Here is a 15,939-nt window from a genome sequence, read left to right on the forward strand (position 1 = left end):
TCCATTATTTTTTATCAGAACGACGAACAAAAACAAATTATAGAATCTAAAAAAACGGCTTTGTCTAAAAAACTAAATGCCAATGTTGCTGCTGAAGTATATCCTTTCATTAAATTTTGGATAGCTGAAGATTACCACCAGAACTATGAAAAACGGCATCCTGAAGATCCATATGTGCAAAATGTGTCCATACCAAGACTCAATAGATTTAAAGCAAAGTTCCCAGAATTATTGAAGGACGCTAAAAACTAACACAATGGCATGTTGTACTTATTGCCCTAACAGTATCTCCCTAAAGATGCTTCAAAAAAGCTTAACATAACAAGTAACTTAAACTTTAGTCGCTTTTATCTCAAAAATCAAAGGATAGAGTTTGTCTTTTGTCACAAACATTCCAGATTCACTTTCAACCAAATTTGGCAACACGTTATACGGACTTTCATCGTATTCATTTAAGTAATCAATGTGCAATCCTGCTTCAGTAAGAGCATTAATAACTTCGCTTAACCCATGGTTCCAACCATACTCTTTACTTTTCATTTTAGAGTTTGTATTGGCATAAGTACCTTCATATTCCTCATAAATCACTTCGTCTTGCATGTAACCATATTTCATGACAGGAGTTTCCTCTAAATAATCGAACATCCAAACTATGGGATGAAATTCAACCATATAAAACGTGCCTCCTTTATTTAATCTTTCTGCAATCATTTGTCCCCAAGGTCTTAAATCTGGCAACCAACCAATCACGCCATAACTGGCAAAAACAATATCGAATTCTTTTTCAACATATTTAGACGTGTCCAATACATTACAACATACAAATTGAGCGTTTAATTTCAGCTCCGCATTAAGCGATTTAGCCAAAGCAATGCCAGCATCACTTATGTCAATCCCAACACAGGTAGCCCCCAACCTGCTCCAACTTAATGTATCTTGTCCAAAATGACATTGTAAATGCAACAGACTTTTGTCTTTAACATTTCCAAGGGCTTTTAGTTCGTATGACATTAAAGACAACTTTCCTTTTTTGAAAGCTTCTAATTGATACATGTCGCTTTTGGAATGGATTTTCACTTTCTCATTCCAGGTGGCTTTGTTAGTGTTAAAATAAAAATCGTGATTTTGCATAGTTTAAATTATTGTTCATAAAAATAAATTAAAAACATCCAATACACCTTAATTAGACGTATATAGTATATAAATATCCCGCTTTATGCGTCTATATATATTTAAAGTGCTTCACCTAACAAGTTGAAGCACTTTTTCTTTATCCAACAAAATCATTTTTCACGTGTGTACCATCACAATATGGTTTGTTTTTTGAAGAACCACACCTACAAAAAGCAGTTGTTTTATTCTTAATTTCCTGGTTTCCATCTTTATGGGTTACATGCAAAGTTCCATAAACCAATAAGGGACCATTTTCAAGAACCTCAACTTTTGTTTCTAAAGTTTCTTTGGTCTTATCTTCTTTGTCATTCATAAAATAACTCAAAGCACCAGAAGGACAAGCTTTTACTTGTTTAACCAAATCGTCAGTTGGAGCTGCATCAATTTTAATCCAAGGTTTTTCTTTAGGTTTAAAGACATCTCCCAAGCCTCTCACACAAATTCCAGAATGAATGCATTTTTCTGGCTCCCAAACTATCGTTACCTCATTGTTTGTATAATTTTTTGTTTTACTCATGTCCTGATATTTTAATAAATATACAAAAATTACCTATTGAAATTATCTATTACTTAAGGCTTCCTTCCTAAAATTATAATTCTTATTTTTGTTGGAAACCGAAAAAACACACACTTTGTCCAACTATAAACCAGGTCTAGACTACGCTAAGGAACAGGACCAAAACGATGCATTGTCGCATTATAGAAGTCAATTCCATATTCCCAAAGACAATCAAGGGAACAATTGGTTATATTTTACAGGAAACTCTTTAGGCTTACAACCAAAAAGCACCCAAAAATACATACAGCAAGAATTGGACGATTGGGCCAATTTAGGAGTAGAAGGTCATTTTGAAGCCAAAAACCCATGGATGCCATATCATGAATTTCTTACCGATTCCATGGCGAAAATTGTTGGTGCCAAACCAATTGAAGTGGTTACCATGAACACCTTAACAACCAATTTGCACTTGTTAATGGTATCGTTTTACCAACCAACAAAAACCAAATACAAAATAGTTATTGAAAGTGATGCCTTCCCATCTGATAGATATGCTGTTCAAACCCAATTGGAATTTCATGGATTTGATGCTAATGAAGGTTTAATTGAATGGAAACCAAGACAAGGTGAAGAACTTTTAAATTTAGATGACCTGAAAACTATTCTTGAAGAGCAAGGAGACGAGATTGCTTTACTGCTTATTGGTGGCGTTAATTATTATACTGGACAATATTTAGATCTTAAAAAAATAGCCGAGTTGGGCCATGCCAAAAACTGTATGGTTGGCATCGATTTGGCTCATGGAGCCGGAAACATCAAGCCAGAACTTCACGATTCCGGAGTAGACTTTGCTGCTTGGTGTACGTACAAGTATTTAAATTCCGGACCAGGAAGTTTGGGTGGTTTATTTGTACACGAAAAACATGCACACAATAAAAAACTGAAACGTTTTGCTGGATGGTGGAGCCATAACAAAGCTACCAGATTCAATATGCGTCAACCTTTAGATGTAATTCCTGGAGCAGAAGGTTGGCAACTCAGTAATCCTCCCATTTTATCCATGGCTGCAATAAAAGCGTCTTTAGATATGTTTAATGAAGTTGGCATGGATGCTTTAAGGGAAAAATCTGAAAAATTAACCGGTTATTTCGAGTTTTTGCTCAATGAACTAAATAATGATAAAGTTAAAATTATCACACCTTCCAATCCAAAAGAAAGAGGTTGTCAACTCTCAATTCAGGTAAGGGATGCTGATAAAAGTTTACATAAAAAATTAACCAAAGCACATATTATCACAGATTGGCGAGAACCAGACGTCATCCGTTGTGCGCCTGTACCTCTATACAATTCCTTTGAAGATGTGTATAGAATGGTTGACAAATTGAAGCAAATATTAAACACATAATAATGTCTCCTCGAGCAGTCGAGAGGTTAATTAGGTCTCGATAGCGCTCGACCAGACAAAAACAAAAATGAATAAACAACAAAACATCCTCATTATCGGAGCTGGTCTTTGTGGAAGCTTATTAGCTTTACGTTTAGGGCAACGTGGTTACCATGTAACCGTTATGGAAATGCGTCCAGACCTACGAAAAGTAAATATTTCTGCTGGTCGCTCCATTAATCTGGCCCTTTCAGATCGTGGTCTTAAAGCCATGAAACTTGTTGGGCTTGAAGAAAAAGTAAAACCTTTATGCATACCTATGAATGGACGCATGCTTCACGATTTGGAAGGCAATACCGTATTGGCTCCCTACAGTGGAAGAACACATGAGTTCATCAATTCCGTTTCTAGAGGTCAATTAAATGGATTGTTGTTGGACGAAGCCGAAAAACATGAAAATGTCGCCATTCATTTCAATAGAAAATGCAAATCGGTTGATTTTGAAAATACCACAGCTTTGTTTATGGATTGCGACACCAATACCGAGTTTGTAGAAGATGCCGATGTTATTTTTGCAACAGATGGTGCAGGCTCTGCATTGCGACAAAGCTATTATTTGGAAAAAAAATTTTTATTTAGTTTCTCTCAAGAGTACTTATCTCATGGCTATAAAGAGCTAAGCATCTTTCCTGCCGAAAATGGTGCTTATAAAACCTACAAAAACGCTTTGCATATTTGGGGAAGGGAAGCGTTTATGCTTATTGCACTTCCAAATCTGGACGGAAGTTTTACAGTCACCTTGTTTTTAAGTTATGATGAAGGCGAATACAATTTCAACAACTTAACAACCAAAGAACGGGTTTTGGAGTTCTTTGGAAAGTATTTTAAAGATGCCTTGGAACTCATGCCAAATTTGGTTGATGATTTTTTTGAAAACCCAACATCGCCTCTTGGAACAGTAAAATGTTCTCCTTGGCATTATAAAGGAAACACCCTTTTAATGGGAGATGCTGCACATGCTATTGTGCCTTTCTACGGACAAGGCATGAATGCTTCCTTTGAAGATGTTACGGAATTTGACAATATCTTAGATAAAGGATATGCAGATTGGGAAACGGTATTTAAAGCATATGAAAAGTCCCGTAAAAAAGATACAGATGCCATTGCTGATTTAGCAATCGATAATTTCCATGAAATGAAAGGACATGTAAACCATGCCAATTTCAGGGAAAAACGTACATTGGAAATGGCTTTTGAAAAAGAATTCCCAAACGACTATTCCTCAAAATATTCGTTGGTCACTTTTAACGAAGACATCAATTACAGAGAAGCCATGTTAAAAGGCCGAGCCCAAGACAAAGCTATTTTAAACATGTTGGCAGATGGTGAGGTCTCGACCAGTCTCGACCTGAAAGACAAGGAAGTCTTAAAACCAATTTTAGAAAAAGTAAAAAAAGCAACCGAAGCCATTTTAGAAGACGATAGAATTGCTGGATTAAAATATTAATTATGAGCGAAAAAACAGTAACACCAAGAGGAGCCTATCCACATACTAAGCGAGTTGGCGATTTTATTTTTGTTTCTGGAACAAGTTCCAGAAGAGCAGACAATACCATAGCTGGTGTTGATATAATTGACGAAATGGGAACTAAACATCTAAACATTGAAGTTCAAACCCGTGAGGTTTTATTAAACATAGAAAAGAACTTAGCAAAAGAAGGAGCCAGTTTAAAAGATGTTGTGGATGTGACTACCTTTTTAGTTAATATGAACGACTTTGCAGGTTACAATAAAGCTTATGCAGAGTTTTTTAACAAAGAAACTGGCCCAACCAGAACCACAGTAGCTGTACATCAATTACCACATCCAGATTTGGTGGTGGAAATTAAGGTGATGGCTTATAAGAAAAAAGACTAAAAGAACCAGGACAAGAGAACAAAGACCCAAGACGTCTCTTTTCTTTTATCTTTTGTCTATGACCTGTAAATAAAATGCACATTCAAAACTACATAAACGGCAACTTTCACGACCCAATTTCAAATGATTGGTTGGACAATTTTAATCCAGCCATTGGTGAAGTTTATGGACAAATCCCAAACTCATCAAAAGAAGATGTTGAGAATGCCTATATCGCTGCCAAATCGGCTTTTCCTAGCTGGAGTCAAACCACTTTGGAAGAACGTAGTCGCATCCTCATTAAAATTTCAGAATTATTGGAAGCCAACTTGCAACGTTTTTCAGAAGCCGAAAGCAAAGATAATGGCAAACCTGTAAGTTTAGCTAAAGCTGTAGATATTCCTAGAGCAGCAAGTAATTTTAGATTCTTTGGAAATGCCATTACGCAATTCTACAGTGAAAGTCATGAGAGTGTTGGTCAAGATGCCATAAATTACACCTTACGCCAACCTTTAGGAGTTGTTGGTTGTATTTCGCCATGGAACCTGCCACTCTATTTATTTACTTGGAAAATTGCTCCAGCTCTTGCAGCTGGAAATTGTGTGGTGGCTAAACCTAGTGAAGTCACACCTATGACTGCTTTTTTATTAGGTGATATTTGCAGTCAAGCTGGACTTCCAAAAGGTGTTTTAAATATAGTCCATGGTTTAGGTGCCACAACAGGACAAGCCATTATTGAGCATCCAGACATCAAAGCCATCTCCTTTACTGGAGGAACAGCCACTGGAGCTCATATTGCCAAAGTGGCTGCTCCTATGTTTAAAAAATTATCTTTGGAATTGGGTGGAAAAAACCCAAACATCATTTTCGCAGATTGCGATTATGAAGATATGCTGGAAACAACTGTTCGCTCTTCTTTTGCAAATCAAGGACAAATTTGTTTGTGTGGTAGCAGAATTTTTGTTGAAGCCTCGATTTATGATACATTCAAAAAAGATTTTGTAGAAAAGGTAAAAAACCTAAAAGTTGGGCATCCTTCAGAAGCAACAACAAATATTGGTGCTTTGGTTTCCAAACCTCATCTTGAAAAAGTGATGGATTACATCCATATTGCTAAAGAGGAAAATGGCAAAATTCTTTGTGGAGGAAATAAAGTCATTGTTGAAGGTTTTGAAAATGGTTATTATTTAGAACCAACAGTTATAGAAGTTCCTAACGACGATTGCCGTGTGAATCAAGAAGAAATTTTTGGACCTGTGGTTACTATCATGTCTTTCAATAGAGAGGATGAAGTCTTACAAATGGCAAACAAAGTAAAATATGGCTTATCAGCCACATTATGGACCAATAATTTAAAACGAACCATGCGAATGAGCCAACAATTACAAGCTGGAATTGTTTGGGTGAACACTTGGATGATGCGTGATTTAAGAACCCCTTTTGGAGGTGTAAAAGCTTCAGGAGTTGGTAGGGAAGGTGGTTTTGAAGCCTTGCGCTTTTTTACCGAAGCGAAGAATGTTTGTATAAAATACTAAAGAACCAAGACTATAGAACTAAGAACCAAGACCGAAACTATCTTGATTCTTGATTCTTGAATCTTTTATCTAAAAAAAATGAATCTAAACTTAAACAACAAATACGCTTTAGTTTGTGGTAGCACAGCAGGAATTGGAAAAGCCACAGCTATGTCTTTAGCTGCTGAAGGTGCAATTGTGACACTAATTGCAAGAAACGAAGACAAATTAAAAACTGTTCTGGCTGAATTACCTCAACATAGAAACCACGATTATATTGTAGCAGATTTTTCTAATCCTGAAGAATTAAAAGCAAAAGTATCAAAGTATGTTTCTAACAAGCATGGGTTTCATATTCTGGTAAACAATACTGGAGGCCCAAAAGGAGGTCCAGTTTTTACGGCTGAATTAAATGAATTTGAAAGTGCTTTTACGCAACATTTAAAGTGCAATCACGTGTTAGCACAAGCAGTTGTTCCTTTCATGAAAGAAGCTGGTTATGGACGTATTATCAATATCATTTCAACCTCTGTTAAACAGCCTCTGGATGGTTTAGGTGTAAGCAATACCATTCGTGGCGCTGTAGCAAACTGGAGTAAGACCTTGGCTAACGAACTGGGTTCTTTCGGAATTACAGTAAACAATGTCCTACCTGGAGCCACAGGAACCGAACGCTTAACAGAAATCATTAAAAACAAATCGGCTAAAACAGGAAACACGGAAGAAGAGGCTGCAAATGCCATGAAACAAGCCGTTCCTGCCAAACGCTTTGCGAAACCAGAAGAATTGGCTTATGCAGTCACTTTTTTAGCTAGTGAATGTGCTAGTTACATTAACGGAATTAACCTTCCTGTGGATGGTGGAAGAACAAAATCTTTGTAACTTTATGGTTCAATTTAAATAACCTGTCATTACGAGGAATCCTGATAGCAATCGGGAGAGGTGGAAATATCTAAAAAAGATTGACACAGCAAATAAAAATTTACTTCACAATGACATTTAAAAGTATAATTATGAGCAAACTAGTTTCTCCTATTAATTTCAAAGCTTGGATTGAAGAAAACAGACATCTTTTAAAACCACCTGTTGGTAATAAAGTGGTTTGGAAAGATGGCGATTTTATCGTGATGGTTGTTGGTGGACCCAATAGCAGGAAAGATTATCACTACAACGAAACTCCAGAGTTTTTCTATCAAATTGAAGGCGACATGGTGTTAAAAGTGATTGATGATGGCAAACCCAAAGACATTCATATTAAGGAAGGAGACATTTTTTTATTACCACCAAAAGTCCCTCATTCTCCACAACGTGGAGCCAACACTGTGGGATTGGTAATAGAATATCCTAGAGAGAAAGGGGTTCAGGACGCCCTACTTTGGTTCTGCGAAAATTGTACCACCAAACTGTATGAAGAAGATTTTACAGTTGAAAATATTGAAACCGACATGCCTGTAATTTTTGATAAATATTATGGCGACAAAGACAAACGCACATGTCCTAATTGTGGCGAAGTCATGCAACCACCTAAAAAAGTACAGATTGAAGAATAAAAAACAATGAGGTCCTAACAAGTTTAGGATGACAACTATGAAAGAAAAACGCAAACTTCGTATAAACGGTCATTCTCACCTACTTCCCTATCCAGAGGAAATACCTCAGTTTATGAAAGATAAAGGCATTTTTTGGGTAGATAAAGACCGGAAATTTATGCTTCAAAAAGACTGGAATCGACCAATAACCGATTCAAGTTTTTTTCTGGATGAAAAACTGGCATGGATGGAACGCTTTAAAATAGATCATGCAGTGGTACTTAATTTATCCCAATTATACGGAAACGGCCTACGTGTGGAAGAAATGAAACAAGCCTTACGTTTTCAAAACGATTTTAATGCTAAAATCCAACGTGAAAACCCCAGTAAATTTACCTGTGGTTTTGTTGTGCATCCTGGTTTTGTTCGTGGAGCCTGTTGGGAAATTGAACGATGTGTGGAAGAATTAGGAATGCAACTCTTATGCTTACCAACCCATTACATGGACACCATAGGAACTTGGCGTTGTATTTTTGATGAAGAAAACGAACCCATTTTTGAATTGGCAAACAAATATAATCTGGCAGTTGAAATCCATCCTTACGATGGCGAAAAATTCATTAAACTAGAAAACACCTCTTGGCGTTTTCATTTAATATGGATGTTGGCTCAATGTGCTGACGCTTATCATTTTCTAACCTTAAACGGATATCAAGACAAATATCCAAACATGCGTACCTGTTTTGCCCATGGAGGACAACTGGCACAAATTAACTTAGGAAGACGTATTCAAGGTTTTGATGGCAGACCGGATTTATTTGAAGGAAAGAGTCATCCAAGAAAAGCCGTTGGCCATAAAAACATCTTTTTTGACACTTTGGTCCATGATACAGGAGGCTTACATTTGCTTATAAAAAACCAAGGCTCCAAACAAGTATTGATGGGACTGGACGACCCTTATCCTTTAGGTGAAATGGAAAGTGAAAAACAATCTTCTTATCCTGGTAAAATATTGGATTTGGCTGTTGAACAAAATATTATAAACAGTGATGAACGGGATGCCATTTGGGAAGACAATGTCATCCAATGGTTATGTGGTGATGACCAGGAAGCGAAGCAAAAACTGGTAAAACGCATTTTAAGCTAAGATTATCATTCAGAACGAAGTGATGAAACCAATAAATAGAAAGATGCTTTAAATGCGCTCAACCTGACAATAAAATATCTAACTATATGCACTTTTTACCAGAGAAAATAGACGAATATGTAGTGGCTCATTCAGAAAATGAACCCCAATTATTACAACAGTTAACACGGGAAACCTATCAAAAAATATTGCAACCACGCATGCTTAGTGGTCACTACCAAGGTCGTGTGTTAAGCATGATCTCGAAATTGGCGCACCCAACTTGCATTCTTGAAATTGGCACTTATACAGGCTATTCTGCGCTATGTTTAGCTGAAGGGCTTAAAAAAAATGGCTCCTTACATACCATAGATGTGAATGAGGAATTGGTGGATTTTCAACGTAAATATTTTGACTTATCACCTTATGGCAATCAAATTCATCAGTATTTGGGAAATGCTTTGGAAATTATCCCACAATTGAAAGACACTTTTGATATTGTGTTTATTGATGCCGACAAAGAAAATTATGCAAGCTACTTTGAACTTGTTATAGACAAGTTAAACCCTGGAGGCATCATTTTATCTGATAATGTATTGTGGAGTGGTAAAATATTGGAAACAAAACTAAAAAAAGAAGATAAGGCCACATCAGCTCTTAAAGCCTACAATAAACTATTAAAGGAAAACAAACGGGTTGAAACCATTATATTACCCATTCGTGATGGGCTAACTATAAGTAGAAAAAAATAGGATTGATCAATGTAATTTCTTTCCTGTCCATGAACAAGTATCGCAAAATATTATATATGTAGGAACATCACATTTTTCGCCTAACAGAACCTGTAAAGTCCTCTAAATCGTCTTTTACCTTATTGAGTTCGTCTTGCACATCTTTGGTGATACTGTTTATCAATGCTACTTTTTCGGAACTCTATGTGACTTCAAGAGTTAAATATGTAAAAAAACCTCACAAATAAAAAAAAACGAGGTTTAAATTTATAGACTAGAATTTTGTTTAACCTCCAGTAGTTGTTCTTTTACAGTCTCCTTTCAATCCATTGCTTCCATAACACTCAGTACAATAGGATCCATTTGGTATGCAACCACCACCACTAGCACATGCTTTTGATGTACAAACAGTCTTATCAACTCTATAATTATTTTGGTTATCTAAAACTAAAGCAACAGTTGAAACATAATCATTTTTACTGTAGATACGCAGGTATTTTTTAGCGTCTATATCTATTATTTTTATAGATTGTGGTTCAATATCTAAATCAAAGGTATTTGAATATTCTTTAACTGCTTTTAAGATTGTATTTTCGGCAACTGTAAATTCGAACTGTCCGTTTTTATCAATACCTATATTAGAATTAATAAAACTGTCCATTTTTTCGTTAGTAACATCTGAAGATTCCTGAATATTATCAGTTTCATTATCACAAGAAACAATAAACATAGAAAAAACAAATGTAAGTAATAAGAATATTTTTTTCATAACGTATAGATTTTAAAGTGATTAACGTTATTAAAGTTAAAAAAAAAAAAAATCACAAAACAAAAGATACATGGGAAAAGCAGGAATTATTTACCTTACATTTATAATAAAATCACGTTGAATAAAGAGATTCTCCTGCCTACTGGAATTTTACATTTTTCGTCTTACAGAGCCTGTAAAATCTTCTAGGTCGTCTTTTACCTTATTGAGTTCGTCTTGCACATCTTTGGTAATGCTGGTATCAATGCCATTTTTTTCGGCACTTTTGGTGATTTCGGTCTTAATGTCGTTTGATGCATCTTTAAGCATGCGCATGCCTTTTCCCAAACCTCTTGCGATTTCAGGAATTTTATCTGCACCAAAAACCATGACAACTATAAATAGTATGAACATGATTTCGGTAGTCCCTATAAATAATAATATGCTTGCTTGTATCACAATGCAAATATAGTGAGTTGCTAGTTGAGAATAAAAAAAGCCGACTCATTTTTATGGTCGGCTTTTAAATATTTAACGTTTGGTGTTAATCTCTTACTTCATTTTTAAATTTATCGAAATCACTTTCAGAAACTTCTTTTGGCCAGGAATTGTTTGATGTGTCCACATCTGCTGTTTCCAGGTTTGGATCTACTGTTATTTTAACAATTTCCTTATCTGATGCAACCGACTTACTAACCTCTTTATCATTCAACCTCCAGATTTCTGCTGGATAATGATCTGTTTTAGTGGTACCATCTGCATAGGTATACTCTACAATAATTGGCATAACCAGTCCTCCTGGTTTATCAAATGTTACATTATAGAAATATTTAGGTGTTTTAATATTGGCACGTTCAGCCTCAGTAAAATTATCCATAACATATTCCTTTAAAGGGATTGAATTGTCTAAAAGAGACCCATTTTTCATGTCTTCTTTAAACTCTTCACTTCCTTCTTCAACCATAAAAACCAATGGAGGCAAATCAGACAGTTCCATACCATAACGTTTGGCCATCATTTTAGCGTACTCGTTAGGCTCTGAAGACACATAAAATTTCTTTACTTCTTTTACCCCTATATCTACATAATCGGTTGTATAGAACCAACCTCTCCAAAACCAATCCAAATCGAAGGCAGAGGCATCTTCCATGGTTCTAAAGAAATCTTCTGGAGTTGGGTGTTTAAACATCCAACGGTTGGCATATTCTTTAAACGCATAATCAAACAACTCGCGTCCCATAACGGTTTCGCGCAATATATTAAGAGCTGTTGCTGGTTTTCCGTATGCATTGTTACCAAATTGATAGGTGTTTAAACCTTTGGTCATTATTGGCGCAATAAAATCCTGATCGCCTCCCATATAAGGCACTATGTTTGCAGCTGGGCCACGTCTTGATGGGTATTTATCATGTCCTGGCGAAAGTGCATCTGGATGCCATTCTCCAAAATCCTGTTCTGCCACATACTGCATAAAGGTGTTCAATCCTTCATCCATCCAGGTCCATTGACGCTCGTCACTGTTTACAATCATTGGAAAATAGTTATGTCCAACTTCATGAATAATAACGCTAATCATTCCATACTTTGTTCTGTCACTATAATTTCCGTTTTCATCAGGACGACCATAATTCCAGCAAATCATTGGATATTCCATCCCTTGATTTTTTGCATGAACTGAAATGGCTTTGTGATATGGATATTCAAAAGTCATCCTTGAATATGTTTTTAAGGTGGCTGCTACTGCATAAGTTGACCATTCTTCCCAAAGTGGATTTCCTTCTTTTGGATACATGGAAACAGCCATGACATCTTTATCTCCAATTTTAACAGCCATCATGTCCCAAATAAATTTCCTTGAGGTTGCAAACCCAAAATCACGCACATTTTCTGCGTACAGTTTCCAAGTCTTTGTTTTATCTGAAAAGCCTTTTTCGGCTGCTTCGGCTTCTTCTTGCGATACAATAATTACTGGTTTATCATAAGATTTCTGAGCTTTTTCGTAACGCTTCATCATTTCTTTTGTAAACACTTCTTTTCTGTTCATTAATTTTCCGGTACCATCTAGAATATGGTCTGCAGGCACAGTAATATTCACTTCAAAATTTCCAAATGGCAAAGCAAATTCATCACGACCCCAAAATTGTGAGTTTTGCCATCCTTCCACATCGTTGTACACAGCCATTCTTGGATAGAATTGAGCAATTACATAGGCTCTGTTTCCATCTTCTGGGAAGTATTCGTAACCAGAACGTCCTCTCCCATTCACATGGTCGTTAATGTTATACCACCATTTAATGGAAAATGAAAATTTTTCGCCTGTGTTTAATGGTTTAGGCAGCTCCACACGCATCATGGTTTGGTTAATTGTGTATGGTAAATTATTACCATTGGTATCTTTTACTTCTTGAATATTAAAACCTCCATCAAAACCATCTGTCATATAAGTACTTGCAAAAGTTGAAGCCTGTTGTGCTGGAGCAAAGCCTCCTCCTTCAATTAAAGGGGATTTTGAATCTTTGGCTCTCACGTTTTGATCCAGTTGCACCCAAAGGTATTTTAATTGGTCTGGGGAATTGTTTGTATACGTAATGGTTTCGAATCCAGAAATTTTAGCGTTTTTATCGTCTAAAACAATGTCCATTTTATAATCTGCCTGTTGCTGATAGTATGCAGGTCCTGGAGCTCCAGAAGCTGTACGGAACATATTGGGAGTGGAAAACTCATCATAAAGTTGTTTGAACTTATTGTTGTTTGTGTGTCCTGGTTTACGGACTGGCTTTTCTTGTTCTTGGGCATACACATTTACCGAAAGAAACAAAACAGAAAGAAAAAGATACTTTAGTGTTTTCATGCGTTGGATATTACTGTTTTAATTGGTCTTGTAAAACATTCATTTTTAATTACTTTAATGGTTTTTTTTAAAAAAGAATGTTATATGTTAAAAATTAGTTAGAAAAAATTGAAGGGAAAAATAACGATATTTTTTTAGGATTAATTCACTTTATTTAAAGTTTAACAAACCTTTATCATTTTCTTTTATCAGGATGAAGCTTTTGTTTTTTGAATTGATTTTGGTTCTTACAATATTCTGTTGTTCAGCATATAAATCAAAAAGAACCGTGTTTTCTATTTCAAAAGTATCAATGTTTTTAACACCTTCTATTTCCAAGTAGCACACTACAATATCGTTTTCGTATGCTTTACCAATAAAGTTAAGTGTTTTTTCTTCACCATTTATTTTCATGATCATTTTGGTTTTCAGGTATCTTTCTATATAAAAATTGGCGTCTTCTGTTTCCATTTGTGGTCCTAAAAACAGTTTTTCGTTGTAACGTGCTTGGAGCACATCTTCAAAATCGTCCAGAAAGATCCTTGAAATGATTTGAACCGACTGTTGTTTCTTTACATATTCAATTTGGGTAACACTTACATAATATTTATGAAAGGTTGTAAAAGCCAACAATGGCAAGAGTAAAACAAGAATGGTTTTTTTTATAAACAGCATATCAAAAATGTCATGTATGGTTAAGCAAAGCTAATCATTTTTAAAAGGTCAAAAAGTGTTCCACAACCACTAATTGGTTTCGGTTTTTATATTGGCTTTATATTGAACGAGTTTTTCTTTTAAAAATTCCAATATTTCCAGGTCACTTTTTGCTTTACAACGTCTAATGAAATCGGGGTCATCGGAACAAAAATAGAAAAAATCGGTTCTTAAAGTTTCTGAAAGCCTTGCATTGGAAAACAAAATGGTTTCTGTTCTTTTTCTAACATCATCCAACAAATCGTCTTTACGCTCCAGTTTTATTTGGTTTTTTAATTGTTTGGTTCTTCCTGTTATGGCATTTATGATAGGAAACAGAGGAATAAATCCTCCACCTGTGGTAGCTTCATTTAGTTTCCGTTCGCTTTGTGTCTTTAATTTTCCTTGATAGCTTGGAATACCCAATTGTTTGGCAGTAACAGGAGAACCTTCTACATCTGCAATATCTTGCATTAAATCTCCTGAAAGCATACGGCCAACGACCACTTCGTCCAAAGCATAGGTGAGTTCTTCCAGATGCACTTCCAATGCTTTCTCTAAAATTATTGTGGCATTTACAACCACTTCTTTGATTTTATACTGAATGGACGTAAACTGCAAAGTATCGTTTAGTTTTGCTGAAATTTTAAAACTCCCAAAGGCATTGGTGCTTGTAAAAACCTGAGCTGTTTTGTTGATAACATGAATATTTTCTGCATCTGAAGTTGTAGTTACTTTTCCTGTAATTTCAACTGTTTGGGAGAATGCTGCTTGAAAGCTTGTCAATAAAAACAAGAAAAAAATGTGCTGCTTCAAATTGGTTCGGTTTAGTTTGATAAAGAAAGGATATCAAATCTTAAAATAAATACAACACCAAACTAAACTTATGTTAAAACCCTGAACCTCATCCAACCATTAATTTAAACATTTTTAAAATAGGCAAAGGATTTACTAGACCTTGACCTGAACTAATTTTTAGACATTTTTGTATTTAAATACAACTTACTTTGATCTACCAAATACTGAATTAATTCAATATCTTTTCCTTCTTCATAAAGCGACATATCAGTATTGTTAGCTTCAGCAAAAGCTATAAAATCGGTTACCTGATCTTCTGGAATATTAAAATTTGTGCTTATAAAATCTTTCGTGTAAGTATCCCTTAAAACAGCGTAATTGGTATCTTTTTTATTGGTTTCCTTAGATGTACTTCCCGAATTAAAAAGAGGTTTTACCAACCAATTGGTAATTTTCACCAAATCTACACCATTGTAGAACCTGCCTTGTCTTAGAATGGTATTTTCAACCTCTTGATATTGTATATCTGTGTATTGATTTTCATTAGACAACACATTCCCAAAGTAAATGGTTTCAAATTTTGGGTTAAAAGTTCTCACTTTGGTCAGGTCTGTTTCCAGGTCGCCTGTAAGGTTAAAAGGTAAAATAACCACTTCATCCAAGGCAGTTACATGTTCATCCAGAAATACGGTCAACTGTTTGGATTTTAAAATCTCATCGGTAACTATTACAAGAATGGTATTGTATTGTAAGGCAGAGATTTTTATCTTGTCGTTTAACGCAACATCAATACGGAACTCGCCATTAAAATCTGTAACGGCAATTCTATTTGAAGTGATGTTGGTAACCGTAAGCCCTTCCACATCGTTGGAATCCACAATTACTTTTCCGGAAATTTCAATTCTACTATCGTTTTGGGCCATGCCAAAAGACAAGAACATAAAAAAGGCAATTAAAGGCAAAAATAATTTCATAGCTTAATTTTTTGAAGGTTAGCAAGTTAAAACACAAACCCATT

17 protein-coding genes are annotated in these 15,939 nt (G+C 35.5%); 9 read left to right on the top strand and 8 right to left on the bottom strand.

Annotated elements, in window-relative coordinates; all coding sequences use genetic code 11:
- Window positions 1-252: peptide-methionine (S)-S-oxide reductase (locus AACY93_RS07620; RefSeq protein WP_287006437.1), on the top strand; the 252-nt coding region annotated here is incomplete at its 5' end.
- A gap of 78 nt (window positions 253-330) precedes the next feature.
- On the opposite strand, the gene AACY93_RS07625 is transcribed toward AACY93_RS07620, so the two are convergent.
- Both AACY93_RS07625 and AACY93_RS07630 read right to left on the bottom strand, forming a co-directional pair.
- Window positions 331-1,131, bottom strand: coding sequence for a class I SAM-dependent methyltransferase (locus AACY93_RS07625; protein WP_287006439.1), 801 nt, complete (start codon window positions 1,129-1,131; stop codon window positions 331-333).
- A gap of 139 nt (window positions 1,132-1,270) precedes the next feature.
- Window positions 1,271-1,690, bottom strand: coding sequence for a (4Fe-4S)-binding protein (locus AACY93_RS07630; protein WP_287006441.1), 420 nt, complete (start codon window positions 1,688-1,690; stop codon window positions 1,271-1,273).
- Window positions 1,691-1,805: 115 nt separating this feature from the next.
- Here AACY93_RS07630 and kynU point away from each other — a divergent pair, with 115 nt between their 5' ends.
- The 8 genes from kynU (at window position 1,806) to AACY93_RS07670 (ending at window position 9,873) form a co-directional block, all read left to right on the top strand.
- Complete coding sequence (kynU, locus tag AACY93_RS07635; protein ID WP_287006443.1) at window positions 1,806-3,077, top strand: kynureninase; 1,272 nt, start codon at window positions 1,806-1,808, stop codon at window positions 3,075-3,077.
- A 67-nt stretch (window positions 3,078-3,144) separates the two neighbouring features.
- Window positions 3,145-4,563 (top strand): NAD(P)/FAD-dependent oxidoreductase, encoded by a 1,419-nt coding sequence (locus AACY93_RS07640; RefSeq protein WP_287006445.1) that lies wholly within the window; start codon window positions 3,145-3,147, stop codon window positions 4,561-4,563.
- A gap of 2 nt (window positions 4,564-4,565) precedes the next feature.
- Window positions 4,566-4,973: a RidA family protein gene (locus tag AACY93_RS07645; protein ID WP_286852719.1), complete on the top strand. Its 408-nt coding sequence runs from the start codon at window positions 4,566-4,568 to the stop codon at window positions 4,971-4,973.
- Between the two features lie 74 nt (window positions 4,974-5,047).
- Window positions 5,048-6,487: an aldehyde dehydrogenase gene (locus tag AACY93_RS07650; RefSeq protein WP_287006447.1), complete on the top strand. Its 1,440-nt coding sequence runs from the start codon at window positions 5,048-5,050 to the stop codon at window positions 6,485-6,487.
- Between the two features lie 78 nt (window positions 6,488-6,565).
- On the top strand, window positions 6,566-7,348 hold the full coding sequence (locus AACY93_RS07655; RefSeq protein ID WP_286852721.1) for an SDR family oxidoreductase: 783 nt from the start codon (window positions 6,566-6,568) through the stop codon (window positions 7,346-7,348).
- Window positions 7,349-7,479: 131 nt separating this feature from the next.
- The gene (locus AACY93_RS07660; RefSeq protein ID WP_287006449.1) at window positions 7,480-8,016 is read left to right on the top strand and encodes a 3-hydroxyanthranilate 3,4-dioxygenase; all 537 of its coding nucleotides are present in this window, start codon (window positions 7,480-7,482) and stop codon (window positions 8,014-8,016) included.
- A 37-nt stretch (window positions 8,017-8,053) separates the two neighbouring features.
- Window positions 8,054-9,142: an amidohydrolase family protein gene (locus AACY93_RS07665; RefSeq protein WP_287006450.1), complete on the top strand. Its 1,089-nt coding sequence runs from the start codon at window positions 8,054-8,056 to the stop codon at window positions 9,140-9,142.
- An 86-nt stretch (window positions 9,143-9,228) separates the two neighbouring features.
- Window positions 9,229-9,873, top strand: a complete 645-nt coding sequence (locus tag AACY93_RS07670) for an O-methyltransferase (RefSeq protein ID WP_287006452.1) — start codon at window positions 9,229-9,231, stop codon at window positions 9,871-9,873.
- Window positions 9,874-10,138: 265 nt separating this feature from the next.
- Here AACY93_RS07670 and AACY93_RS07675 read toward each other — a convergent pair whose 3' ends face one another.
- The 6 genes from AACY93_RS07675 to AACY93_RS07700 all read right to left on the bottom strand — a co-directional run bounded on the left by AACY93_RS07675 (window position 10,139) and on the right by AACY93_RS07700 (window position 15,895).
- Window positions 10,139-10,621, bottom strand: coding sequence for a hypothetical protein (locus AACY93_RS07675; RefSeq protein ID WP_287006453.1), 483 nt, complete (start codon window positions 10,619-10,621; stop codon window positions 10,139-10,141).
- A gap of 150 nt (window positions 10,622-10,771) precedes the next feature.
- Entirely contained in the window at window positions 10,772-11,059 is a 288-nt protein-coding gene (locus AACY93_RS07680; protein WP_040492225.1) for a twin-arginine translocase TatA/TatE family subunit, read from the bottom strand.
- Window positions 11,060-11,144: 85 nt separating this feature from the next.
- On the bottom strand, window positions 11,145-13,451 hold the full coding sequence (locus AACY93_RS07685) for a M1 family metallopeptidase (RefSeq protein ID WP_287006454.1): 2,307 nt from the start codon (window positions 13,449-13,451) through the stop codon (window positions 11,145-11,147).
- Between the two features lie 150 nt (window positions 13,452-13,601).
- Window positions 13,602-14,105 carry a DUF6702 family protein gene (locus AACY93_RS07690; RefSeq protein WP_287006456.1) on the bottom strand — a complete coding sequence of 168 codons (504 nt, stop codon included), beginning with the start codon at window positions 14,103-14,105 and terminating at the stop codon, window positions 13,602-13,604.
- A gap of 69 nt (window positions 14,106-14,174) precedes the next feature.
- A complete protein-coding gene (locus AACY93_RS07695) occupies window positions 14,175-14,939 on the bottom strand; it encodes a hypothetical protein (RefSeq protein ID WP_287006457.1) in 765 nt (254 codons plus the stop codon).
- A gap of 152 nt (window positions 14,940-15,091) precedes the next feature.
- On the bottom strand, window positions 15,092-15,895 hold the full coding sequence (locus AACY93_RS07700; protein WP_287006459.1) for a hypothetical protein: 804 nt from the start codon (window positions 15,893-15,895) through the stop codon (window positions 15,092-15,094).
- Window positions 15,896-15,939 lie beyond the last annotated feature (44 nt).

This window comes from uncultured Xanthomarina sp. (assembly GCF_963971605.1).
In the GTDB taxonomy this organism is placed as follows: domain Bacteria; phylum Bacteroidota; class Bacteroidia; order Flavobacteriales; family Flavobacteriaceae; genus Xanthomarina; species Xanthomarina gelatinilytica.